The 24,494-nt window shown below is 63.6% G+C and carries 22 protein-coding genes; 14 read left to right on the forward strand and 8 right to left on the reverse strand.

The window, feature by feature from the left end; genetic code table 11:
• Positions 1–3: 3 nt before the first annotated feature.
• Genes ftsX through ftsY form a run of 3 tightly spaced genes read right to left on the reverse strand, consistent with a single transcriptional unit; the run spans position 4 to position 3,223 of the window.
• Entirely contained in the window at positions 4–1,026 is a 1,023-nt protein-coding gene (gene ftsX / locus RR51_RS02695) for a permease-like cell division protein FtsX (RefSeq protein ID WP_039612538.1), read from the reverse strand.
• Entirely contained in the window at positions 1,023–1,694 is a 672-nt protein-coding gene (gene ftsE, locus RR51_RS02700; protein ID WP_013974630.1) for a cell division ATP-binding protein FtsE, read from the reverse strand. Before ftsE ends, ftsX begins: the two co-directional genes overlap by 4 nt.
• 2 nt (positions 1,695–1,696) lie before the next feature.
• Positions 1,697–3,223 carry a signal recognition particle-docking protein FtsY gene (ftsY, locus tag RR51_RS02705; RefSeq protein ID WP_039612539.1) on the reverse strand — a complete coding sequence of 509 codons (1,527 nt, stop codon included), beginning with the start codon at positions 3,221–3,223 and terminating at the stop codon, positions 1,697–1,699.
• 230 nt (positions 3,224–3,453) lie between these two features.
• Between ftsY and RR51_RS02710 the strand changes: the two genes are divergently transcribed.
• The 6 genes from RR51_RS02710 (at position 3,454) to RR51_RS02735 (ending at position 10,761) form a co-directional block, all read left to right on the forward strand.
• A complete protein-coding gene (locus RR51_RS02710) occupies positions 3,454–4,809 on the forward strand; it encodes a M16 family metallopeptidase (RefSeq protein ID WP_039612540.1) in 1,356 nt (451 codons plus the stop codon).
• On the forward strand, positions 4,802–6,292 hold the full coding sequence (locus tag RR51_RS02715; RefSeq protein ID WP_039612541.1) for a M16 family metallopeptidase: 1,491 nt from the start codon (positions 4,802–4,804) through the stop codon (positions 6,290–6,292). Before RR51_RS02710 ends, RR51_RS02715 begins: the two co-directional genes overlap by 8 nt.
• Positions 6,292–6,894, forward strand: a complete 603-nt coding sequence (rsmD, locus tag RR51_RS02720; RefSeq protein WP_039612542.1) for a 16S rRNA (guanine(966)-N(2))-methyltransferase RsmD — start codon at positions 6,292–6,294, stop codon at positions 6,892–6,894. Before RR51_RS02715 ends, rsmD begins: the two co-directional genes overlap by 1 nt.
• Before the next feature lie 71 nt (positions 6,895–6,965).
• Complete coding sequence (locus RR51_RS02725) at positions 6,966–8,312, forward strand: M16 family metallopeptidase (RefSeq protein WP_082044631.1); 1,347 nt, start codon at positions 6,966–6,968, stop codon at positions 8,310–8,312.
• Positions 8,309–9,709: a M16 family metallopeptidase gene (locus RR51_RS02730; protein ID WP_039612543.1), complete on the forward strand. Its 1,401-nt coding sequence runs from the start codon at positions 8,309–8,311 to the stop codon at positions 9,707–9,709. The genes RR51_RS02725 and RR51_RS02730 overlap by 4 nt, the downstream gene beginning before the upstream one ends.
• Before the next feature lie 59 nt (positions 9,710–9,768).
• Positions 9,769–10,761, forward strand: coding sequence for a hydrolase (locus RR51_RS02735; RefSeq protein WP_039612544.1), 993 nt, complete (start codon positions 9,769–9,771; stop codon positions 10,759–10,761).
• A gap of 128 nt (positions 10,762–10,889) precedes the next feature.
• On the opposite strand, the gene RR51_RS02740 is transcribed toward RR51_RS02735, so the two are convergent.
• A complete protein-coding gene (locus RR51_RS02740) occupies positions 10,890–11,744 on the reverse strand; it encodes a sulfurtransferase (protein WP_013974638.1) in 855 nt (284 codons plus the stop codon).
• 47 nt (positions 11,745–11,791) lie between these two features.
• On the reverse strand, positions 11,792–12,457 hold the full coding sequence (locus RR51_RS02745) for a TetR/AcrR family transcriptional regulator (RefSeq protein ID WP_039612545.1): 666 nt from the start codon (positions 12,455–12,457) through the stop codon (positions 11,792–11,794).
• Positions 12,458–12,608: 151 nt separating this feature from the next.
• Here RR51_RS02745 and RR51_RS02750 point away from each other — a divergent pair, with 151 nt between their 5' ends.
• The 5 genes from RR51_RS02750 to RR51_RS02770 all read left to right on the forward strand — a co-directional run bounded on the left by RR51_RS02750 (position 12,609) and on the right by RR51_RS02770 (position 17,106).
• Positions 12,609–14,039, forward strand: a complete 1,431-nt coding sequence (locus RR51_RS02750) for a coniferyl aldehyde dehydrogenase (protein ID WP_039612546.1) — start codon at positions 12,609–12,611, stop codon at positions 14,037–14,039.
• Positions 14,040–14,049: 10 nt separating this feature from the next.
• Complete coding sequence (locus RR51_RS02755; RefSeq protein WP_039612547.1) at positions 14,050–14,535, forward strand: hypothetical protein; 486 nt, start codon at positions 14,050–14,052, stop codon at positions 14,533–14,535.
• A gap of 20 nt (positions 14,536–14,555) precedes the next feature.
• Positions 14,556–16,154 carry a GMC family oxidoreductase gene (locus RR51_RS02760; protein WP_039612548.1) on the forward strand — a complete coding sequence of 533 codons (1,599 nt, stop codon included), beginning with the start codon at positions 14,556–14,558 and terminating at the stop codon, positions 16,152–16,154.
• 112 nt (positions 16,155–16,266) lie between these two features.
• The gene (gene coaD / locus RR51_RS02765; RefSeq protein WP_014861498.1) at positions 16,267–16,746 is read left to right on the forward strand and encodes a pantetheine-phosphate adenylyltransferase; all 480 of its coding nucleotides are present in this window, start codon (positions 16,267–16,269) and stop codon (positions 16,744–16,746) included.
• 108 nt (positions 16,747–16,854) lie between these two features.
• Positions 16,855–17,106 carry a YfhL family 4Fe-4S dicluster ferredoxin gene (locus RR51_RS02770; RefSeq protein ID WP_003258518.1) on the forward strand — a complete coding sequence of 84 codons (252 nt, stop codon included), beginning with the start codon at positions 16,855–16,857 and terminating at the stop codon, positions 17,104–17,106.
• A 111-nt stretch (positions 17,107–17,217) separates the two neighbouring features.
• Here the strand turns inward: RR51_RS02770 and mutM are convergent, their stop codons facing one another.
• Positions 17,218–18,030: a bifunctional DNA-formamidopyrimidine glycosylase/DNA-(apurinic or apyrimidinic site) lyase gene (gene mutM, locus RR51_RS02775; RefSeq protein ID WP_010955661.1), complete on the reverse strand. Its 813-nt coding sequence runs from the start codon at positions 18,028–18,030 to the stop codon at positions 17,218–17,220.
• A 3-nt stretch (positions 18,031–18,033) separates the two neighbouring features.
• Positions 18,034–18,852: an HDOD domain-containing protein gene (locus tag RR51_RS02780; protein WP_177328634.1), complete on the reverse strand. Its 819-nt coding sequence runs from the start codon at positions 18,850–18,852 to the stop codon at positions 18,034–18,036.
• A gap of 191 nt (positions 18,853–19,043) precedes the next feature.
• Here RR51_RS02780 and RR51_RS02785 point away from each other — a divergent pair, with 191 nt between their 5' ends.
• The 3 genes from RR51_RS02785 to ilvD all read left to right on the forward strand — a co-directional run bounded on the left by RR51_RS02785 (position 19,044) and on the right by ilvD (position 23,095).
• Positions 19,044–19,583, forward strand: coding sequence for a type 1 glutamine amidotransferase domain-containing protein (locus RR51_RS02785; protein WP_003258523.1), 540 nt, complete (start codon positions 19,044–19,046; stop codon positions 19,581–19,583).
• 202 nt (positions 19,584–19,785) lie between these two features.
• Positions 19,786–20,982, forward strand: a complete 1,197-nt coding sequence (locus RR51_RS02790; protein ID WP_013974648.1) for a class I SAM-dependent rRNA methyltransferase — start codon at positions 19,786–19,788, stop codon at positions 20,980–20,982.
• 271 nt (positions 20,983–21,253) lie between these two features.
• Positions 21,254–23,095: a dihydroxy-acid dehydratase gene (gene ilvD, locus RR51_RS02795; RefSeq protein WP_025340988.1), complete on the forward strand. Its 1,842-nt coding sequence runs from the start codon at positions 21,254–21,256 to the stop codon at positions 23,093–23,095.
• Positions 23,096–23,269: 174 nt separating this feature from the next.
• Here ilvD and RR51_RS02800 read toward each other — a convergent pair whose 3' ends face one another.
• Positions 23,270–24,325 (reverse strand): phosphorylcholine phosphatase, encoded by a 1,056-nt coding sequence (locus tag RR51_RS02800; protein ID WP_039612550.1) that lies wholly within the window; start codon positions 24,323–24,325, stop codon positions 23,270–23,272.
• Positions 24,326–24,494 lie beyond the last annotated feature (169 nt).

Below are 24,494 nucleotides of genomic sequence, written 5' to 3' on the forward strand. Positions count from 1 at the left end.
AAACTATCGCGGCGCCAGCTCGTTCAGATGGCGGGCCACTGCGATCCATGCACCGATATACCCCAACAGCACCGCTCCGATCAAGAGCGACAGACCATCGGACGCCGGCACCCCACCCAGGGCGAAGTCGCTGCCGTACAGCCCGGAAAGCCCTACTACCGCCTCGTTCAGCCAGTTCAGGCCAAACGCCAGGATACCCCAAGCAATCACCCCTGCACCCAGGCCATACAGTGCGCCCATGTAAAGGAAAGGCCGGCGTACGTAGGCGTCTGTACCACCGACCAGCTTGATCACTTCGATCTCGGTACGGCGGTTTTCAATATGTAGACGAATTGTGTTACCGATTACTAACAGCAGGGCAGAAATCAGCATCACGGCCAGGCCGAAGACGAAGCGGTCACCCAGTTTGAGGATGGCCGCCAGGCGCTCGACCCATACCAGGTCGAGTTGCGCCACTTCCACCCGCGGCAGCTCCGACAGGCGCTGACGCAAGGCTTCCAGGGCCGGCTTGTCGACTTCGGTCGGGGTCACCACCACTACGCCGGGCAGCGGGTTGTCAGGCAGTTCACGCAGAGCTTCGCCCAGGCCGGACTGTTGCTGGAACTCCTCCAGCGCCTGCTCGCGGCTGACATACTGAGCGTCGGCCACGCCGGACATGCCCTTGATCTCGTCGCGCAGCGCCTCGCCTTCGCGGCTACCGGCATCGAGCTTGAGGTATAGCGAGATCTGTGCGGCGCGCTGCCACGAGCCGCCAAGCTTCTCGACGTTCTTCAGCAGCAATGACAGGCCCATGGGCATGCTCAGCGCCACCGCCATCACCAGGCAGGTGAAGAAGCTGCCGATCGGCTGCTTGCCCAGCCGGCGCAGGCTGTCGGCCATGCTGGCACGGTGGCTTTCCAGCCAGGCATGCAGCAGCGTGCGGAAATCCGGGCCGTCATCGTCGTCGTGCTTTTTCTTCGCCGGTTGCGGGTCGGCCGGCTTCGGCGCAACCCGCTCGGAAACCTTCGGCGTACGTGTAGTGCTCATTGCCCGGCCTCCCCATCGCCGATCAAGCGGCCGCGCTGCAAGGTCAGCATGCGGTGACGCATGCGCGCAATCAGTGCCAGGTCGTGGCTGGCGATCAATACCGTGGTACCCAGGCGGTTGATGTCCTCGAACACCCCCATGATCTCCGCGGCCAGGCGCGGGTCGAGGTTACCGGTGGGTTCGTCGGCCAGCAGCAGGGCTGGCTGGTGAACGATGGCGCGGGCGATGCCCACCCGTTGCTGCTGCCCGGTGGACAGGTCGGCCGGGAACAGCTCGCCCTTGTCGGCCAGCGACACTCGCTCCAGCGCCGAGTCCACGCGCTTGGCGACCTCGGCCTTGGACAGGCCGAGAATCTGCAGCGGCAAGGCGATGTTGTTGAACACCGTGCGGTCGAACAACAGCTGGTGGTTCTGGAACACCACGCCGATCTGCCGACGCAGGAACGGGATCTGCGAGTTGCTGATCTGGCCCAGGTCCTGCCCGGCCAGCATCAGCTTGCCGCTGGTCGGGCGCTCCATGGCCAGCAGCAGGCGCAGCAAGGTGCTCTTGCCCGCGCCCGAGTGGCCGGTGACGAACAGGAATTCGCCCCGGCGCGCCCGGAAACTCAGCTCATGCAAACCCACATGACCATTGGGATAGCGCTTGGCAACCTGTTCGAATCGGATCATGTTCAGTCTCGCTCGGCGAACAGAGCCTTGACGAACGGCTCGGCTTCGAAGGTACGCAGGTCGTCGATGCCTTCACCGACACCGATGAAGCGGATCGGCAGCTTGAACTGCTTGGCCAGGGCGAAGATCACCCCGCCCTTGGCAGTGCCGTCCAGCTTGGTCAGGGCCAGGCCGGTCAGTTCGACGCTCTGGTTGAAGTACTTGGCCTGGCTGATGGCGTTCTGGCCGGTGCCGGCATCGAGTACCAGCAGCACCTCGTGTGGCGCTTCGGCGTCGAGCTTGCCGATGACCCGGCGGACTTTCTTCAGCTCTTCCATCAGGTTGTCTTTGGTGTGCAGGCGGCCAGCGGTGTCGGCGATCAGCACGTCGACGCCACGGGCCTTGGCGGCCTGTACGGCATCGAAGATCACCGAAGCAGAGTCGGCGCCGGTGTGCTGGGCGATCACCGGGATCTGGTTACGCTCGCCCCATACCTGCAGTTGCTCGACCGCAGCAGCACGGAAGGTGTCGCCAGCAGCCAGCATCACTTTCTTGCCTTCGAGCTGCAGCTTCTTGGCCAGTTTGCCGATGGTGGTGGTCTTGCCGGCGCCGTTCACACCGACCACCAGAATCACATAGGGCTTGTTCTGCGCCTGCACCACCAGCGGCTGCTCGACCGGGCGCAGCAGCGCAGCCAGTTCTTCCTGCAGCGACTTGTACAGGGCATCGGCATCAGCCAGCTGCTTGCGGGCAACCTTCTGGGTCAGGTTCTGGACGATGGTGGAAGTGGCTTCCACACCAACGTCGGCGGTCAGCAGGCGGGTTTCGATTTCGTCGAGCAGGTCGTCATCGATGACCTTCTTGCCCAGGAACAGGCTGGCCATGCCCTCGCCGATACTGGCGCTGGTCTTCGACAGGCCCTGCTTGAGGCGGGCGAAGAAACCGGGCTTGGCCTGCTCGGCCTGCACGGCGACCGGGGCTGCAGCCACAGGGGCAGCAGGCTCTGGTGCAGGGCGTTCCGGGATGGCGGGCGGCGCTTTCGGCTCCAGATCCGGCACCAGAGCAACGGGCTCTTCAGCAACCGGCAGCACCAGGTTGCTGACCGGCGCGGCCGGTTCTACTACCGGGGCCGCCTCGACAGGGGCTGGCTCGATCGGGGCCGCCTGCAAGGGCATCGACGCGACCGGCTGCGGTGCAGGTGCCACCAGCGGCTGGGAAGCGACAGGCTCGGGTTCAGGGGCCTGCAACGGTTGGGAAGCAACCGGTTCGGGGACAGGGGCCTCGACCACCGGGGATTGGACGGGTGCGGCGACCTGCTGCGGTTCTGTCAGCTGTGGGGCCGCAGGGGCCTGAACGGGTTCAGGGGCCTGTGGCGCTTCGGCGGTAGCCCCTTCGACCGGAGCGGCTGCAGGCTGCTCGACGGCTGGGGGTTCATTCGCGGGCACGCCCGTTGCCACAGGTTGCTGCGGCTTCTTGCGAAACCAGCTGAACAGGCCTTTCTTCTCACCAGCCTCGGCTGGCGCTTTTTTGTCGTCGTTGGAACCAAACATGGAAGACGGCTATCTCAGGGTAGCGATGGGCCAGCTATGGCGCATCGGGAATTCTCTCTACGCAGAACAGACTATCTTGAAGCCGGCTGGTTCATGCGCAACGTTTTGTCTTAGTGTCCTGCGGGCCAGAACGGCGACAGGCATGGTCGCCAGGCAACCGGATCAGTATCCTAGCACCTCCTGGCCCGCCGACGCTAAACCAGCGGGCCGCCGAACAGGTTAAACACCGTATGAATGCTCTAGCCCGCCGCGCCGCTGGCCTGTTGCTCGGCACGCTCTGCCTGCCGCTCGCGGCCTTCGCCGCCGATGTGCAACCCACCCACGAATTCATCCTCGACAACGGCCTGAAAGTAGTCGTGCGCGAGGACCACCGCGCCCCGGTGGTGGTCTCGCAGATCTGGTACAAGGTTGGCTCCAGCTACGAAACCCCTGGCCAGACCGGCCTGTCCCACGCGCTGGAACACATGATGTTCAAGGGCAGCGCCAAGGTCGGCCCCGGCGAGGCCTCGCGCATCCTGCGTGACATTGGCGCCGAAGAAAACGCCTTCACCAGCGACGACTACACCGCCTATTACCAGGTGCTGGCCCGCGACCGCCTGCCGGTGGCCCTGGAGCTGGAGGCCGACCGCCTGGCCAGCCTGCGCCTGCCCGCTGACGAATTCAGCCGCGAAATCGAGGTGATCAAGGAAGAACGCCGCCTGCGCACCGACGACCAGCCCAACTCCAAGGCGTTCGAGCTGTTCCGCGCCATGGCCTACCCGGCCAGCGGCTACCATACCCCGACCATCGGCTGGATGGCCGACCTGGAGCGCATGAAGGTCGAGGAACTGCGCCACTGGTACGAATCCTGGTACGCCCCCAACAACGCCACCCTGGTGGTGGTCGGCGATGTCACCGTCGATGAGGTCAAGGGCCTGGCGCAGAAGTACTTCGGCAGCATCCCCAAACGCGCCGTGCCACCGGCCAAGTTGCCGCTCGAGCTGGCCCAACCAGGCCAGCGCCAGCTGACCCTGCACGTGCGCACCCAGTTGCCGAGCCTGATCTACGGTTTCAACGTACCTGGCCTGCCCACCGCCAAGGATCCGCGTACGGTGCATGCCCTGCGCCTGATCTCGGCATTGCTCGACGGCGGCTACAGCGCCCGCATGCCGGCACGCCTGGAACGCGGCCAGGAACTGGTGGCCGGCGCTTCGTCCAGCTACAACGCCTTCACCCGCGGCGACAGCCTGTTCCTGATCTCGGCCACGCCGAACGTGCAGAAGCAAAAAACCCTCGCCGATGTCGAGAAAGGCATCTGGCAGCTGCTTGATGAGCTCAAGACCACCCCGCCCAGCGCCGAAGAGCTGGAGCGCGTACGCGCCCAGGTCATTGCCGGCCTGGTCTACGACCGCGACTCCATCAGCAGCCAGGCCACTACCATCGGCCAGCTGGAAACCGTCGGCCTGTCGTGGAAGCTGATCGACAGCGAGCTGGATGAGCTCAAGCGCGTTACTCCGCAGGATATCCAGAACGCCGCGCGTACCTACTTCACCCGCGAACGCCTGAGCGTTGCCCATGTACTGCCCGAGGAGTCCGCTCATGAGTAATCGCCGCGTACCACGCCCAACCCTGCTGACCACGGGCATCCGCGCCCTGGCGCTGGCGGCGGTGCTGGCCGCCCCGGCCATGGCTGACAATGACGCCAAAGCCGACAGCAACGCGGCACGCCCGGCCAATACCTTGCAGTCACTGGCCGAACTGGATGGCAAGGCGCCCAGCCGGCGCCAGTTGAACATACAGCACTGGAACACTGCAGAAGGCGCCCGCGTGCTGTTCGTCGAGGCCCGCGAACTGCCGATGTTCGACCTGCGCATCACCTTCGCCGCCGGCAGCAGCCAGGATGGCGGCACGCCAGGCCTGGCTGCCCTGACCAACGCCATGCTCAACGAAGGCGTGGCCGGCAAGGATGTGACTGCCATCGCCGAAGGCTTCGAGGGCCTGGGCGCCGACTTTGGCAACGGCTCCTACCGCGATATGGCCGTGGCTTCGCTGCGCAGCCTCAGTGCCAAGGACAAGCGTGAACCGGCGCTCAAGCTGTTCACCGAAGTGACTGGCAAGCCGACCTTCCCTGAAGACGCCCTCAAGCGCATCAAGAACCAGATGCTGGCCGGCTTCGAGTATGAAAAGCAGAACCCTGGCAAGGTCGCTGGCAAGGCCCTGTTCGCCAAGCTCTACGGCGACCACCCCTACGCCCACCCGAGCGACGGCACTGCCGAAAGCATCAGCGGCATCACCCTGGCACAGCTGCGCGCCTTCCACGCCAAGGCCTACACCAGCGGCAACGCGGTCATCGCCCTGGTCGGCGACCTCAGCCGCGCCGAGGCCGAAGCCATCGCCGCCCAAGTGTCAGCCGGTCTGCCCAAAGGCCCCGCGCTGGCCTCACCTGCGCAACCCGGCGAAGCCAAGGCAGGCTTGACCCACATCGACTTCCCGTCCAAGCAGACTCACCTGATGCTGGCCGAGCTCGGCATCGACCGCCAGGACCCGGACTGGCCGGCCCTGTCACTGGGTAATCAGATCCTCGGCGGCGGTGCATTCGGCACCCGGCTGATGAGCGAGGTACGTGAAAAGCGCGGTCTGACCTACGGCGTGTACTCGGTGTTCAGCCCGATGCAAGTACGCGGCCCGTTCATGATCAACCTGCAGACCCGCGCCGAACTCAGCGAAGGCACGCTCAAGCTGGTGCAGGACATTCTCGCCGACTACCTCAAGACCGGTCCCACCCAGCAAGAACTGGACGATGCCAAGCGCGAACTGGCCGGCAGCTTCCCGCTGTCCAATGCCAGCAACGCCAGCATAGTCGGCCAACTGGGTGCCATTGGCTTCTACAACCTGCCACTGACCTGGCTGGAGGACTTCATGCAGCAGTCCCAGGCCCTCACCGTCGAGCAGGTAAGGACGGCCATGAACAAACACCTGTCAGCCGATAAACTGGTGATCGTCACCGCTGGCCCGAAAGTGCCGCAAAAACCGCTGCCAGCCCCTACTGACAAGCCCTCCGAGCAGCCGCTCGGGGTACCGGAGCACTAATGCCAAGATCCAACCCTACCGCCCGCCCACAACCGGGCCACAGCAAGGGCCAGGGCCACCTGCGCATCATCGCCGGCGAGTGGCGCAGCCGACGTCTGGCGGTGCCGGAAGGCGAAGGCCTGCGGCCAACGCCTGACAGAGTGCGGGAAACCCTGTTCAACTGGCTGGCCCCCTATATTGAGGGTGCCCGCGTACTGGACGCCTTCACCGGCAGCGGTGCCCTGGTGCTCGAAGCCCTGTCCCGCGGGGCCGAGGACGCGGTCGCGCTGGACAGCAACCCGGCGGCCATCGCCAACCTGAAGAACAACCTCGAGATCCTGCGCTGCCCGCGCGGGCAAATCCTGCAGACCGACGCCCTGCGTTATCTGCAAGGCCCAGCCAAGCAGCAGTTCGATGTGGTGTTCCTGGACCCACCGTTCCACCAGGACCTGCTGGCCGACACCTGCAATCTGCTGGAACAGAACCAGTGGCTGCGCGAGCAGGCGTGGGTCTACACAGAAAGCGAGGCTGCACCGTCGACCTTGCAACTGCCAGGTAACTGGCGCCTGCATCGCGAGAAAAAGACCGGCCAGGTGCATTACGCACTCTGGCAGCGGGGCTAATTATGTAAAGCAGGTGCAGCACCCTTGTCGCTGAAGCTGTTCGGGTTTACACCAACCAGAGCACTTCAGCGATGACCTTACCATCACCTGCGTCACCACCCGACCTGGGCCAGGTCTCTGCGGGGCTTGCCGCCCTGGCCTGCCCCACTACCTCGGCATTGCAGCACTTCACGCTGGAAAATGGCCTGTCCGTCTACTTGCGAGAAAACCACAAGACCTCTCTGGCCGCGGTCCAGCTTTGGTATCACATAGGCTCAAGCCATGAGCCTGCCGGCCACACCAACCTGTCACACCTTCTGGAGCACCTGATATTCGCAGGCAGCAGCAAAATCCCCGCCGACCAATACAGCCGGGTGATTGCACGCTTAGGCGGCAGCGCTAATGCCACCACCCACCTGGATGCCACCTCTTATGAAATCTCGCTACCGGCCAGCCGCCTGCCCATAGCGCTGGAGATCATGGCCGATGCCATGAGCACCGCTTCCTTCGGCAAAGCTGAAATGGAGAGGGAGATAAAGGCGGTAGAAGATGAGCGCCGGCTCAAGCTGGACGTCCAGCCTGACCAGCAAGCGTACGAGCAGCATAACGCCCTGGCACATGGCGACAGCGCCTATGCAGGCCCGAGCTTCGGTGATCCGGCAGACCTGCACGGCATCGACCTGGCAGCGCTGCGAACCTGGTACAGGACCTGGTACCAGCCAAACAACGCAACGCTTGTGGTAGTCGGTAGTGTTGACCTGCCAACGCTCCGGCAGCAGGTGGCACGTTACTTCGCCGGCGTGCCGAAAACACCCCTCGCCGCCAGACCTGTCCCACGCCATGACGCTCGACTGAAGGCCCGCAGCCACACCGTGAGCCTGCCAGGGCTACGCGAGGGGCTGTTCATGTCCTTCAATGTTCCAGGCCGAGCAACAGCCCCCGACGCCAGCACATCGCTTGCCCTGAGCCTGCTTTGCGACCTGCTTGGCGTAGGCTTCAGCTCCAGGCTGTACAGCGACCTGGTACGGGACAAGCGCCTGCTTACAGGCGTACGGGTGTCCTACGAGCCCTTGGTACGTGGCGACACGCTGTTGACGATCTCAGCCTATGTGAACACCAGCCACACCACACCGGAGGACGCTGCCCAAGCTATTTACGAGCATGTGCAGGCGCTGCGTAGTGTTGCCTTGCCGGAAGAAGATCTGCAGCGCGCCAAGTTACGCATGCTCGCCCGACGGCTGTTCAACCTTGACGCGCTCACTTCCCAGGCAGGCGAGTTGGGCGCCGCAGCCGCAGCCGGTTTGCCGGCCTCGGTAATTGACGAAGACGGCCCTCTTATCCAGAACCTCGACAGTGCGACAGTGCAACAGGTAGCAGTTGCCTACCTGGGGCGCGAACGGCTGACCACGACCTACCTTCAGCCGGGAGCACAAGCATGAGCCCAGACAATTTGACCACCACCCGACCGACGCTTTGCGACGGCCCAGCCACCGACACCGCCTTGGAGGCCATGGCCAACCTTCAATCGGCTAAGGAAATAGAGCTTGGCCAGGTACCGCCCTTGCAAGCCGCAGCCACGTGCTGGCAAACCACCAGCGGCACAAAGGTCAGCTTCATCGCAGATCATGAACGCCCGATGTTCGACCTGGCCTTGCGTTTTCGTGCTGGCAATGTGCTTGACGGGGAGAACCCGGGCCTGGCCGCAGTCACCCTGTACAGCCTCGACCAAGGGACTGGTGAACTCGACGCAGCCCAGTTTGCCGAGCAGTTAGCCGGGTACGGGGCCATCCTCGGCAGGAGGATCACCGATGACAGTGCCGTCATCACACTCCGCTGCCTGAGCTTGCCCACGATACGCACCAGCGTGATGCAGCTGTTCACCCAGATGCTTGCACGCCCTGCTTTCAGGGAGCCTGATGTAGCGAAAATCCGGGAGCGGCTCGCTTTCAACCGGGCCAGACAGGGCAGTCACCCCCTGGTACGGCTTACCAACACCACGATGGCTCATGTTTTCCGTGATCATCCGTACGCTGCCAGCGCCATCACGACAGCCAGTGGTCCCGTCAAAATCGAGCAGATCAGGGGCTTCCACCAGAAGGCTTACTCGGCGAACAATCTGGATATTGGCCTGGTGGGGGACCTGAGCCGGGAAGACGCGGAGCAACTGATCGACGAACTCACCCGTGCCCTGCCGCAGGAGTGGGCCGCCGCGGCCCCGCCGCCACTCCCCGAACACCCGCCACTCGTGCAGCACCTGGCCGCCGCCGGCAGCGCCACACGGTCGCTGTTGACTCTGTCCTCGAAAGCTTCGCCAAGCAGCCCGCTATTTCCGGCCTTGACGCTACTCAACGTGATACTTGGCACCAGCTATGAATCACGCCTGACGCAAGAGTTGCGAACCCTGCGCAGCCTGACCTACGCCATCTACTCCGACCTCAACCCGCTGGATGCGGCATGCCTGCTGCAAATTCATTGGGACATCGCCCCGCAGTACCGCGATGCGGCAGCGGCCCTGGTGTCGGGGATTGTCGCGTGCCTGCGCGAACGAGGCCCCAGCCAGGCAGAATGCGACATCGCTGTGAACGAAATTGCGGCCAAGCTGCATCACGACCTTGCAGACAGCGCCAAACTGGCCAGAGCGCTTGCGACTTACAGCCACCAAGGGCTGCCAGCCGATCACCTTGCCACTTTTCTTGACAGGCTGCAGTCGCTCACGCCTGCGAACCTGCGTGAAGCCGGGCAGGTGTGGTTGGGCAACGCGACGCAAGTGCTGGTGACCGTAGGCCCCGAGTCAATGCAGCTGCCACTGCCGGAAACAATGAAGGACAACCAATAGCGCAGGTACATCGGGGTTTTTCCATGGCATTCTAGGCACGCACAACATGAGTCGCCCACATGCCCAGCCCCAGCGCAACGTTCCGTCCAGCCCTCGGCCTTGCCAACCCCCACTTGCAAACCTTGTGGGGGCCATTGTGGCGAAAACTGCCAGAGCTGCAGCGCAACCGCGAGCGGCTATGGCTGGCCGATGGCGACTTCATCGACCTGGACTGGCACGGCCCGCACCAGCCCCACGCGCCGTTGGTGCTGGTCCTGCACGGTTTGACCGGCTCCTCCCACTCGCCCTACGTCAAAGGTTTGCAGCAAGCGCTGCACGGCCGCGGCTGGGCCAGCGTGGCGGTGAACTGGCGCGGTTGCTCGGGCGAGCCCAACCTGTTGCCACGCAGCTACCATTCCGGTGCCAGCGAAGACCTGGCCGAAATCGTCAGCCACCTGCGCGCCCAGCGCCCGTTGGCGCCGTTGTATGCGGTGGGGTATTCGCTGGGGGGCAATGTGCTGCTGAAATACCTTGGCGAAAGCGGTGTCGCCAGCCAGTTGCAGGCTGCGGTGGCAGTGTCGGTGCCGTTTCGCCTGGATCACTGCGCCGACCGCATCGGCCAGGGCTTTTCAAAGGTGTACCAGGCGCATTTCATGCGCGAGATGCTGGCTTATGTGCAGCTCAAGCAGCGGCACTTCCACGACAAGGGCCAGCATGAGCGGCTGGCGACGCTGCAACGACTGGGGCCGTTGGGCAACCTGCGCACGTTCTGGGATTTCGACGGCAAGGTCACCGCACCGCTGAACGGTTTTCGCGATGCGCACGACTACTACCGCCGCTCATCGAGCCATTTCTTCCTCGGCCAGAACCGCACGCCGACGCTGATCATCCATTCCAGCGATGACCCTTTCGTCTCCGGCCACAGCCTGCCAACAGCCCGCGAACTGGCGCCGCAGACCCGCTTCGAACTGCACAGCCGCGGCGGCCATGTTGGCTTTGTCGATGGCAGCCTGCGTAACCCGGGGTATTACCTGGAGCGGCGGATTCCACAGTGGTTGGTGGAAGGCCAATAGGAGCTGCAGTTTTCATTGGCAGTACCGACCTAATCGCCGGCAAGCCAGTTCCCACAGGTGTGGCACAGGCCCGATGGGTAGTGATGTACCTGCGGGAGCTGGCTTGCCGGCGATGAGGCCGGGCCTGCTTACTCGCCAGTGGCTACGCCATGCTGCGGATCGTTGATCCACTCACTCCACGATCCGGCATACAGCTTGCCCAGCGGGTACCCGGCCAACGCCAGGGCAAACAGGTTATGACACGCCGTCACCCCTGACCCGCAATACGCCACCAACTGCTCCGGTGCACGCCCGGCGAGCTTTTCAGCAAAGCGCTGTTTTAGCTGGTCCGAAGGCAGAAAACGCCCATCAGCCCCAAGGTTGTCGGTAAACGCCGCGCACTGCGCCCCCGGAATATGTCCCGCAACCGGGTCGATCGGTTCCACTTCGCCACGGAAGCGCGGCAAGGCACGCGCATCGATCAAGGTCAGGTCTGGGTTACCCAGACGCTTGGCCAGGTGCTCGGCATCGATCAGCAGCTTGCCGTCCGGCTCACCGTTGAAGGTGCCTTCCCGCTTGAGCGGCGGGTCCAGGCTGAGCGGCAGGTGCGCCGCATGCCAGGCCTTCAGGCCACCATCGAGGATAGCCACGCCGCTGCGCTTGCCCAGCCAGGCCAGCAGCCACCAGGCACGGGCGGCAAAAGCGCCAGGGCCGTCGTCGTACAGCACCACCTCGCTGTCATCGTCCAGGCCCCACTCACGCAGGCGCTCGACCAACCGGCGCGCATCCGGCAATGGGTGGCGCCCGGTACGTCCCTTGCTCACAGGCCCGCTGAGGTCACGCTCCAGGTCAGCAAAATGCGCTCCGGCAATATGCCCCTGGGCATAGCTGCGTTGGCCATAGTCCACATCCTCGAGGGCAAAGCGGCAGTCGAGGATCACCAACTTGGGCGAGCCCAGACGCTCGGCCAACTGCTGCGGGGTGATCAATTGCGCAAGGGGCATGACAATCTCCTGATCGAAGGCACTATCGATAACACTGAGGCCCTGGGTTAGTGCTCCAGGGCCTGGTTGAACGGTACATGGAATTCCTGGCAAAGGGCGTCCACCGCATTGCGGGCGTTGTCGGTGACGAAACCGAGCTCCAGCACCAGTACCTGGTAGACGCCGCGCTTGAAGGCTTCTTCACCCAGATGCGCGGAATGTTCCCGCGTGGTGCTGAGAAAACGTACCCAGGACGTCAATACGATCCAGGCATTGATGGTCAGCGATTCGATCTGGGCTGGTGTCATGGCCAGGATGCCCGCCTCGACGAAACCGCGGTAGATCGCCTGGCCCTGACGCAGGCATCGTTCGGAAAAGCGCCGATAACGTGCGGCCAGCTCCGGGTCGCTGTCCAGCAGGTGTTCCAGATCACGATGCAGAAAACGGTAGTTCCACATCGCCGCCAGCAGCGCCTTCAGGTAGAAGCGCTTGTCCTCCACGGTCGCCGCACGGCCTTGCGGCGGGCGCAGGAAGCTGTCCACCAGTTCTTCGTACTGACTGAACAGCAAAGCGATGATCGCCTGCTTGTTGGGGAAGTGGTAATACAGGTTGCCGGGCGAAATTTCCATGTGCGCGGCAATGTGGTTGGTACTGACGCTGCGTTCGCCCTGCTGGTTGAACAGCTCCAGGCTGTTCTGCACGATGCGCTCTCGGGTCTTCATGCGCGGGGCCATGCTCAGCTCCCAGTCTGCGGGCCTTCAACAAAGGGGCATCTTACGGCGTATTGGCGGTGGAGTGCACCGCTCGATAAAGCAGAAAAATTCGCACCATGGTACAAATTAGAGTATAGGCTCTAGTGATTTCCTGCTCGGACTCGGAGCCGCCATGAACTCGCCCAGTGCCTTGCCCCCTGTGCAATTCGACCTCGACCTTGCGGCGACGTTCGCCACCCAACGCCAGGCCTTTGCCGGCAACCCACTGCCACCAGCTGCGCAGCGGCGTCAATGGCTGAAAAGCCTGCGGGAAGCCTTGCTGGCCAGCCAGGCCGAACTGATCGAGGCAATCGGCCAGGACTTTGAAGGGCGCAGCGCCGACGAAACCCTGCTGGCCGAGCTGCTGCCCTCGGTGCAAGGCCTGCGCCACGCCGAAAAACACCTGCGGCGCTGGATGCGCGCCAGCCGGCGCAGGGTCGGCCTGGCCTTCCAGCCGGCCAGCGCGCATGTGCGGTACCAACCCCTGGGCGTGGTCGGCATCATCGTGCCGTGGAATTACCCGCTGCTCCTTGCCATCGGCCCCCTGACCTGCGCTCTGGCTGCCGGTAATCGGGTCATGCTCAAGCTCAGCGAGGCCACGCCTGCCACTGGCATTGCGCTGAAACAACTACTTGAGCAAGTGTTCCCCACCGATCTGGTCAGCGTGGTGCTTGGCGAGATCGAGATAGGCCAGGCCTTTGCCCGCCTGCCGTTCGATCACCTGTTGTTCACCGGCGCCACCAGCGTGGGGCGCAAGGTAATGCTGGCTGCGGCGCACAACCTGACCCCCGTCACCCTGGAGCTGGGTGGCAAGTCGCCAGCCATAGTCTCGGCCGACGTACCGCTGGACAGCGCCGCCGAACGCATTGCCTTCGGCAAGACCCTAAACGCCGGCCAGACCTGCGTCGCCCCCGACTACGTGCTGGTGCCACGCGAGCGCCTGGAGGCCTTCAGCGACGCCTACCAGCGTGCAGTACGCCGGCTATACCCGCGCATCGCCGACAACCCTGACTACACCGCAATCATCAACTCGCGCCAACTACAGCGCTTGCAGCATTTACTGGACGATGCTCGCGCCAAAGGAGCGCAGGTCCTTGACCTGTACCCGGGTGAAACCCGCCAGGGCCGGCGCCTGCCACCACACCTGCTGCTGGGCGTGAACGATGACATGCAGGTGATGCAGGACGAAATCTTCGGCCCGCTGCTACCGCTGGTTCCCTACGACAGCCTCGAGCAGGCACTGGCCTACATCAACCAGCGCCCGCGCCCGCTGGCGCTGTACTACTTCGGCTATGACCGCGCCACACAGGAGCAGGTGCTGCGCCACACTCACTCCGGCGGAGTGTGCCTGAACGACACCCTGCTGCACGTGGCTCAGGACGACTTGCCGTTCGGCGGCATCGGCCCTTCAGGCATGGGCCATTACCATGGCCATGACGGCTTCCTGACCTTCAGCAAGGCCAAGGCGGTGCTGACCAAGCAACGCTTCAATGCTGCCCGGCTGGTCTACCCGCCTTATGGCAAAGCCTTGCAGCGCCTGGTCTTCAAGCTTTTTATCCGCTGAGGGCCGGCAGATGCACCGCCGCGAACTGTTGCGCTTCAGCCTTGGCGCCAGCGTCTTTCTGGCCGGTACCAGCCTGGTCAGCTGCAGCGCACAGACAGCCGCAACGGGTTACCGGGTACTGCGGGACGACGATCTGCCGATGTTGCGCGCGCTGATCCCGGTAGTTCTGGCCGGCACGCAGGCTGCCGATACTCTGGTGCTGCACAGTCTCGACCACAAGCTGGCGGCGCTGTCGCCGGAAATGCTCAAACTCACCCGGCAGTTGTTCGACGTGCTAAACCTGCCGCTCACCCGCGGCCCCCTGACCGGTGTCTGGGGCGCCTGGGAACAAGCCAGCGCCGCACAGGTCACCGCCTTTCTGCAACGTTGGCAGGACAGCTCGCTGAACCTGCTGCGCATGGGCCACGCCTCGCTGTTGCAGTTGCTGCAGATGGCCTGGTACGAACGCCCCGAATCCTGGGCCGCATGCGGCTACCCCGGGCCACCGAAAATCTGAAAACAACAAGAGCAGCGCCAATGCCTGTACCCGACCCGTTTCGCCAAGGCCTGGAAAGCGGCTGGATCACCCACAACGCGTCGCGCCTGGAGCACGACCTCACGCTGGAAGCCGACGTTGCCGTGATCGGCAGCGGGGCCGGCGGCGCTACCAGCGCGCAAATGCTCAGCACTGCCGGCTTCAAGGTGCTGCTGATCGAAGAAGGCCCGCTGAAGACCAGCAGCGATTTCCACCTGCTGGAAAACGAAGCCTATGCCAGCCTGTACCAGGAAGGCCTGGGTCGCATGAGCAAGGACGGCGCCATCACCATCCTCCAGGGCCGCGCCGTGGGCGGCACCACGCTGGTCAACTGGACCTCCAGCTTTCGCACGCCGCCACAGACCCTGGCGCACTGGGCCGCAGCCCACAACGTGACCGGCCTGGGCGAGGAGCAAATGCGCCCCTGGTTCGAGCGCATCGAGCAGGAACTGGGCATCACCCCCTGGGCCCTGCCACCGAACGCCAACAACGATGTGCTGCGCCGTGGCTGTGAACAGCTGGGCTACCGCTGGGCGGTGATCCCGCGCAACGTGCGCGGCTGCTGGAACCTGGGCTACTGCGGCATGGGTTGCCCGGTGAATGCCAAGCAGTCGATGCTGGTAACGCGTATTCCCGCCACCCTCGCACAGGGCGGCGAGCTGCTGTACCTGGCGCGGGCCGAGCGCTTCGAACACAACGGCGAGCGCATCCAGGGCCTGTCATGCCAGGCCCTGGATAGCCACGGCATACACGCCACAGGACGGCAGGTCCGCGTTCGCGCGCGTCACTACATCCTTGCCGGTGGCGGCATCAACAGCCCGGCCTTGCTGCTGCGTTCCGACGCGCCCGACCCGCATGGACGCCTGGGCAAACGCACCTTCCTGCACCTGGTCAACTTCAGCGCAGCACGCTTCAACGACCGTATCGACCCCTACTACGGCGCCCCACAGTCCATCTACAGCGACCACTTCCAATGGCAAGGCGGCAACGATGGCCCGATTGGCTACAAGCTGGAGGTGCCACCGCTGCACCCGGCCCTGGCCACCACGCTGCTGGGCGGGCATGGCCACGAGAATGCCCAGCGCATGGCCGCGCTGCCACATACCCATGTGATGTTGGCGCTGCTGCGTGACGGCTTCCACCCGCAAAGCCAGGGCGGGGCCGTGGAGCTGCGCGGCGATGGCTCACCGGTGCTCGATTACCCGGTCACCGATTACCTGCGCGACGGCCTGCGCCGCGCCTATCGCAGCATGGCGCAGATCCAGTTCGCCGCCGGCGCCACCCAGGTCACCCCCGTGCACAGCGACGCCAGCGCCGCGTCCCGCCAGGAACACGCCTTGGCCATGATCGACAAGTTGCGCCTGGAGCCGTTCCGCACGCGCCTGGGCAGCGCTCACGTGATGGGTGGCTGCGCCCTTGGCGACGACCCGCGCCAGGCGGTATGCGACAGCCTGGGCCGCCATCACCAGCTGGAAAACCTGTCGGTTCACGATGGCTCACTGTTCCCCACCAGCATCGGCGCCAACCCGCAACTGTCGGTGTATGCCATCAGTGCCAGGCTCACCGAAGCACTGGTCGCCCGCCTGGCACACAGTGCATGACAAGGAACAGGCCCCCTGTCTATAGTGCCGTCAGCCGGCCGCATGACTTGGCCGGGGCGCCGTCGCTGCGCTACCATCCGACTCCCCAACGCACTCCAGCCAGGATGACGCGATGAACCGAGTGTTGTACCCGGGTACTTTCGACCCCATTACCAAAGGCCATGGCGACCTGGTCGAGCGCGCCTCGCGGCTGTTCGACCACGTGATCATCGCGGTGGCGGCCAGCCCGAAGAAAAACCCGCTGTTCCCGCTGGAACAACGGGTGGAGCTCGCCCGTGAGGTCACCAAGCACCTGCCCAATGTCGAAGTCATCGGCTTCTCCTCCCTGCTGGCGCATTTCGCCAAGGAGCAGGGCGCCAACGTCTTCCTGCGTGGCCTGCGTGCGGTGTCCGACTTCGAGTACGAATTCCAGCTGGCGAACATGAACCGGCAACTGGCCCCCGACGTCGAGAGTCTGTTCCTCACGCCTTCGGAGCGTTATTCGTTCATTTCCTCGACCCTGGTCCGGGAAATTGCCGCGCTGGGTGGTGATATCAGCAAATTCGTCCACCCGGTGGTGGCCGAGGCGCTGACTGAACGCTTCAAGAAATGACCTTTAGCGGCTGATCATCGCACCCGCGTGCACTGCGGGCGCGAATGCGGCACAATTGTGCCCACTGCGTTGAACATGCCCGGGCGCGGAGCCCCGGCCGGAGTCCCCATGTCCCTGATCATCACCGACGATTGCATCAACTGCGACGTCTGCGAACCCGAGTGCCCGAACGAGGCCATCTCCCAAGGCGAAGAGATCTACGTGATCGACCCTAACCTGTGCACCCAGTGCGTAGGCCATTACGACGAGCCGCAATGCCAGCAGGTCTGCCCGGTCGATTGCATCCCGCTGGATGAAGCGCACCCGGAAACCGAAGAAGAGCTGATGGCCAAGTACCGCAGGATTACTGGCAAGGACTGATATCAGGTCAGCCCTCATCGCCGGCAAGCCAGCTCCCACAGAGATATCATCGCTCTCGAGAGCTGTGCAATACCTGTGGGAGCTGGCTTGCCGGCGATAGGGCCTCAAGCCTCAGCGCTGGCAACGCGGGCAATACACACTCGCCCTCTGCCCCAGCTTCACCTCGCGCAACTCCGTGCCACACACCTTGCACGGCTGCCCGCCCCGCCCGTACACGAACAATTCCTGCTGGAAGTACCCCGGCTGCCCGTCGCCACCGATGAAGTCGCGTAGCGTGGTGCCGCCCTGTTCGATCGCCGCCGCCAGCACGCGCTTGATCTCGATCGCCAGCTTCAAGTAGCGCGCCCGGGAAATCCCGCCCGCTTCCCGACGGGGGTCGATGCCAGCGGCAAACAGCGCCTCGGTGGCGTAAATGTTGCCCACCCCCACCACTACCGCGTTATCCATGATGAACGGCTTGACCGCCATCGACCGCCCACGGGACAGCTGGAACAGCCGCTCGCCGTCGAACAGGTCGGTCAGCGGCTCCGGCCCCAGGCGCAGCAGCAGTTCGTGGTTGAGCGGGTCCAGGCTCCACAGCATCGCGCCAAAGCGGCGCGGGTCGGTGTAGCGCAGCATCAACCCCGACTCCAGCTCGATATCCACATGCTCATGCTTGGCCGCCGGCAAGCCCAGTTCGACCAGGCGCAGGTTGCCCGACATGCCCAGGTGACTGATCAGGGTGCCAACCTCGGCATTTATCAACAGGTACTTGGCGCGCCGCTCGACACTGACGATGCGCTGCCCAGACAGGCGCACATCCAGGTCTTCCGGAATCGGCCAGCGCAGGCGCCGGTCACGTACCACCACCCGGCTGACGCGCTGGCCTTCCAGGTGGGGCGCAATACCGCGCCGGGTGGTTTCTACTTCTGGCAATTCCGGCATGTGTCAGTGCCCGCCCAACTCGCGAATGTTCTGCTTGAGGTTCTCGAAATCGTATTCCGACAAGCCGATGTAATCGAGCACCAGCGGGCCGACCACATTCCATTCGTGGTCCACGGCCTGGTTGCCCAGCACCCGGTACGATGCGCAGATGTGCTCGGCCATCTTCAGCACCGCCAGCAGGTTTTTAAGCTGGCTCTGGGTATTGCGCGAACTCTCGTCGCGGAACACCGCCAGAGCGTTGTGGTGGTTGGCAATGGCCGCGCTGAGGTGCTCGGGCAGGCGCCAGGATTTGGCAGTGAAATAGCCGACCACCGAATGATTGGTGTTGAACGCGCGGTTTTCGGTGTCGACCACGCGGGTTTCCTCGTCGGACTTGGCATAGGCCTCTTCCAGCACATCCATGTAGTCGGGGAAGCGCTTGAGCATCAGCGGCACGCCACAGTCATGGAACAGGCCCAGGGTATAGGCCTCGTCCGCCGCCTGGATGCCGGTGCGCTTGGCCAGGGTCAGACAGGTCATCGCCACGTCCTGGGCGGTGTCCCAGAAGCGGTTGAGGGTAACGATGGTCTCGTCGCTCATCTCGCCCTTGATCGACTGGGCATTGATCAGGTTGATGATCGAACGGCTGCCCAGCAGGTTCACCGCGCGCTGGATCGAACCGATCTTGTTGGAAAGGCCGAAATGCGGTGAGTTGACCAGCTTGAGCAAGGCGCCCGAGAGGCCCGGGTCCTGGGAAATCAGCTTGGCGATGGTTTCCAGGTCCGGGTCAGGCATGTACTGCTCGAACTGCAGGTCGACCATGATCTGCGGTTGCGGCGGGATGGTGATGCCTTGCAAGGCTTGCTGGATCTGTTCGGCGCTGAGTTCTTGGGACATACGTGCACACTCGTTTGGGACCGGCGATTCTAACCCTCCAGACCGGAAAGGGACCAACCACTGAATCGTTGCGCCGGAACTTTACCTTATCCATGCGGGCCTCTTTCTCATATTCATCAAGGAAAGGAGCAAGGCCCATGAGTGCAGAACTGAACGGCAAGCGAGTGGCTTTCCTGGTCACCGACGGCTTCGAGCAAGTGGAACTGACAGGCCCTCGCGAGGCCCTGGAACAGAGCGGCGCGGTGGTGGACATCCTCAGCGACAAGGAGGGCACGGTACGCGGCTGGAACCACGACCAGCCGGCCGACGCATTCGCCGTGGACGCAACCTTCGAAAGCGCCCACCTGGACCTCTACGATGCCCTGGTGCTGCCCGGTGGCGTGCAAAACTCTGACACGATTCGGTTGATTCCCGCTGCGCAGAAACTGGTGAAAAGCCACGATTCGGCTGGCAAGCCGCTGGCGGTGATCTGTCATGGTAGCTGGTTGCTGGTGTCCTGCGGGTTGGCCAAGGGCAGGCGGCTGACCAGCTACAAGACCCTGCAGGACGACATCCGCAATGCCGGCGGAGACTGGGTGGATGAAGAAGTGGTAGTCGATGGCAACCTGATCACCAGCCGCCAACCCGACGACATTCCGGCGTTCAACCAACAACTGATCAAGGCATTGGCAGCCTGACGCCATCTCTTGGCCTACGCGAGACCTGTAGGAGCGGCCTTGTGTCGCGAAAGGGCCGCAAAGCGGCCCCGGCAATTTATGCGCCGCTGCTGAAGTTCCGGGGACCGATGCGCAGCCCTTTCGCGACGCAAGGCCGCTCCTTCAAGGGACGTGTGCCCAGGCAACAGGCTATAATCCCGCTCTTTTTTCCCGGAGCGACGTCATGTCCCTGCCCAGCCTACGCCTCAAAGCCAATGCCGACCGCCGCCTACGCGCCGGCCACCTGTGGGTCTACAGCAACGAAGTCGACGTCAGCGCGACCCCGCTGCAAGGCTTCCAGGCCGGCCAGCAGGCTGTTCTCGAGGCGGCCAACGGCAAGCCGCTGGGTATCGTCGCACTGAGCCCGAACAACCTGATCTGCGCCCGCCTGCTGTCGCGCGACGCCAAGCTGCCGCTGGACAAGTCGCTGCTGGTGCACCGCCTGAACGTCGCCCTGTCGCTGCGCCAGCGCCTGTTCGACCAACCGTGCTACCGCCTGGTCTATGGCGATTCCGACTTGTTGCCAGGCCTGGTGGTCGACCGCTTCTTCGACATCCTCGTGGTGCAATTGGCCTCCGCCACCATGGAAGCGCACAAGGACGACGTGATTGCAGCCCTGGTACAGGTGCTCAAGCCAAGCGGCATCCTGTTCAAGAACGATTCCTCCGCACGTGACGCCGAAGGCCTGCAGCGCTATGTCGAGACCGTCTATGGCGAAGTGCCGGACTGGGTGCCGCTGGAAGAAAACGGCGTCAAGTTCGAAGCCCCGGTACGCGAAGGCCAGAAGACCGGCTGGTTCTACGACCACCGCATGAACCGTGCACGCCTGGCGCCGTACGTGAAAGGCAAGCGCGTGCTCGACCTGTTCAGCTACATCGGTGGCTGGGGCGTGCAAGCCGGTGCCTTCGGCGCCAGCGAAGTGTTCTGCGTCGATGCCTCGGGCTTTGCCCTGGACGGCGTCGAGCGTAACGCCGCGCTGAACGGCATCAGCGAGAAACTGACCTGCATCGAAGGCGATGTGTTTGAGGCCCTGCGCGAACTGAAGGCCGCCGAAGAGCGCTTCGACGTGATCATTGCCGACCCACCCGCCTTCATCAAGCGCAAGAAAGACCTGAAGAACGGCGAAGCGGCCTACCGCCGCCTGAACGAACAGGCCATGCGCATGCTGACCAAGGACGGCATCCTGGTCAGTGCCTCGTGCTCGATGCACCTGCCCGAGGACGACCTGCACAACATCCTGCTGACCAGCGCCCGTCACCTGGACCGCAACCTGCAGTTGCTCGAGCGCGGCGGCCAAGGCCCCGACCACCCGGTGCACCCGGCCATCGCCGAAACCCGCTACATCAAGAGCATCACCTGCCGGTTGCTGCCAAACAGCTGATATCCGCTAAAAAGGGCCGCCAAGCGGCCCTTTCCTGCTGCAATCTCCCCGCCAGCTATCCACATCTGCATTCCCTCGCCGCGCCAGCGGTGTAGAATCGGCCTATTCATCGCCAGTCATCCCCGGCGGGTTTATGAGCTCTGCCCAAGCACGCGGCGATCCCGCGCGGTCTTCGGCCCCATCCGTGCCAGTGGCAACCGGCCTGCGGTACAAAGGACAAGAGAAGCTCACTCCCCTTTTTGTGACCTGATTAAGCCGCCAGGAGTGTTTCATGCCTGATTATCGTTCCAAGACTTCCACCCAAGGCCGCAACATGGCCGGCGCCCGGGCCCTGTGGCGCGCCACCGGGATGAAGGACGAAGATTTCAAGAAACCGATCATCGCCATCGCCAACTCGTTCACCCAGTTCGTCCCGGGCCACGTGCACCTGAAGGACCTGGGCCAGCTGGTCGCCCGCGAAATCGAACGCGCCGGTGGCGTGGCCAAGGAATTCAACACAATCGCAGTCGATGACGGCATCGCCATGGGCCACGACGGCATGCTCTATTCGCTGCCAAGCCGCGAGATCATCGCCGACGCCGTGGAGTACATGGTCAACGCCCATTGCGCCGACGCCATCGTGTGCATCTCCAACTGCGACAAGATCACCCCCGGCATGCTGATGGCCGCCCTGCGCCTGAACATCCCGGTAATCTTCGTCTCCGGCGGCCCGATGGAAGCCGGCAAGACCAAGCTGGCCAGCCACGGCCTGGACCTGGTCGACGCCATGGTCATTGCCGCCGACTCCTCGGCTTCCGACGAAAAAGTCGCCGAATACGAGCGCAGCGCCTGCCCTACCTGCGGTTCGTGCTCCGGCATGTTCACCGCCAACTCGATGAACTGCCTGACCGAAGCCCTGGGCCTGGCCCTGCCGGGCAACGGTTCGACCCTGGCCACCCACGCCGACCGCGAGCAGTTGTTCCTCACTGCCGGCCGCACCATCGTCGAGCTGTGCAAGCGCTACTACGGCGAGAACGATGAGTCGGTACTGCCGCGCAACATCGCCAACTTCAAGGCGTTCGAGAACGCCATGATGCTCGACATCGCCATGGGCGGCTCGACCAACACCATCCTGCACCTGCTGGCTGCCGCCCAGGAAGCCGAGGTGGCGTTCGACCTGCGCGACATCGACCGCCTGTCGCGCAAGGTGCCGCAGCTGTGCAAGGTTGCGCCGAACATTCAGAAATATCACATGGAAGACGTGCACCGTGCCGGCGGCATCTTCAGCATCCTCGGCTCGCTGGCCCGTGGCGGCCTGCTGCACACCGACCTGCCGACCGTGCACAGCCGCAGCATGGAAGAAGCCATCGCCAAGTGGGACATCACCCAGACCGATGACGAAGCCGTGCACACCTTCTTCAAGGCCGGCCCTGCCGGCATCCCGACCCAGACGGCATTCAGCCAGTCGACCCGTTGGGAATCCCTGGATGACGACCGTGAGAACGGCTGCATCCGCAGTGTCGAGCACGCCTATTCGCAGGAAGGCGGCCTGGCCGTGCTGTACGGTAACATCGCGCTGGATGGCTGCGTGGTGAAAACCGCCGGTGTCGACGAGTCGATCCTGGTGTTCGAAGGCACCGCGAAGATCTTCGAGAGCCAGGACAGCGCCGTACGCGGCATCCTCGCCGACGAAGTGAAGGCCGGCGACATCGTGATCATCCGCTACGAAGGCCCGAAAGGTGGCCCGGGCATGCAGGAAATGCTGTACCCGACCTCGTACCTGAAGTCCAAGGGCCTGGGCAAGGCTTGCGCCCTGCTCACCGACGGCCGCTTCTCGGGCGGCACCTCGGGCCTGTCGATCGGCCACGCATCGCCGGAAGCTGCCGCTGGCGGTGCTATCGGCTTGGTGCGCGACGGCGACAAGGTGCTGATCGACATCCCGAATCGTTCGATCAACCTGCAGGTCAGCGACGAAGAGCTGGCCGAGCGCCGTGTCGAGCAGGACAAGAAGGGCTGGAAACCGGCTGAAGTACGCCCACGCAAGGTGACCACCGCGCTGAAGGCCTACGCCCTGCTGGCGACCAGCGCCGACAAGGGTGCTGTGCGTAACAAGGCGATGCTGGAAGGGCTGTGAGGCTCTGACGGTGTGAATGAAGAACCGGCGCCCTGGGCGCCGGTTTTTTTATGCCTGTACCGGCCTCTTCGCGGGCATGCCCGCTCCCACAGGTACGGTGCCTGGCTCAAAGGCTGTGGGGTCTCTGTGGGAGCGGGCGTGCCCGCGAAGAGGCCAGCACAGGCACCACATGGCTTACTGAATCTGCTCCGGCGTCACGATCACCCAGTTCTTGTCCGCCGTCACCGGCAGCCCTTCCTTGGCCTGCGCCGCTGCATTCCTGGCAATCATCCCGTTCATCTGGTCCATGTACTTGGCCTTGCGATTTATCCACAGGTGGATGCCACCTTTGCCCACATCCACCCCATGAAACTGCATGTAGCCATCGCTGGTCGGTGTGTCGCCCCCCACGAGTACCGGTTTCTTCCACTCATCGATATAGGTCAGGATCGCCGCCTGCTTGCCCGCCATCCAGGTGGCCGGGGTCCACAGGTACGGGGTCAGCTCCAGCCCCACGTTGGCCTTGGCATCATAGTGCCCAGCGCTGATCTGCTTGCGTGCGGTGGTCAACTGGCCGCTGGCGCGGTCCTTCAGCAACAGGCTCACGCCAATCACATTCTGCGGCTTCACGTTGTAGCCGTACTTGGGGTCCGACGCGACCATGCGCACCAGTTCCTCTGAGGCCGCGGAAATCACATAGACCTCGATACCGTTCTCCATGAGCTTGTTGTACAGCTCAGCCTGCCCCTGGAAGACCTTGGGGGGCTGTACCTCGATGGTCTTGACCTGATCGCCTTCGTAATAGGTGCTGGGGATCGGCTTGCCGGAGGCCATCAGCTCATCCACCTGCACTTTCAGCTCCTGCAGGGTAAAGCCGGAGAACACCTGGGCCACCCACGGGTAGCAGACCATGTCGTCCACTTCGCACAGCCGGTAGTAGTAGCTGAACAGGCTTTCCTTATGCTCGGCGGTGTCCTTGAACGGCATCAGCTTCAACGACGGGTCGAGCTTGTCACGGCTCAACAGGCCCTTGTTTTCCATGAAAGGCAGCAAGGCCTCTTCAAGATCGTAGCGGTAGCTGGTGTTGTCCATGTCGAACACCGCGTAGTTACCCTTGTTGGCATTGGCGGCGATCATGCTGTCGAGCTGCCTGGCCGCCTCGGCGGGCCAGTGTTTGAGCTCGGTGGCGAAGGTTTCGATACTGAACAACAGGGACAGGCCGACGGCGACGGCTTTCGGAGCAAACTTCATGTACGAATCTCCTGAAATGACCCAGAAACGCTAGTGCAACAATCTCCGCTGGCAGCCCTCGATAACGACCTCCATGCAGCTGCAAACGCCGCGTTCATTGCAATCCGCGACACATCGTTATTCCATAAACGACTATACACATTCCATTTGGGTATAAATTCGTTTGTTT

The sequence above is a fragment of the Pseudomonas sp. C5pp genome (assembly GCF_000814065.1).
Lineage (GTDB): Bacteria > Pseudomonadota > Gammaproteobacteria > Pseudomonadales > Pseudomonadaceae > Aquipseudomonas > Aquipseudomonas asiatica.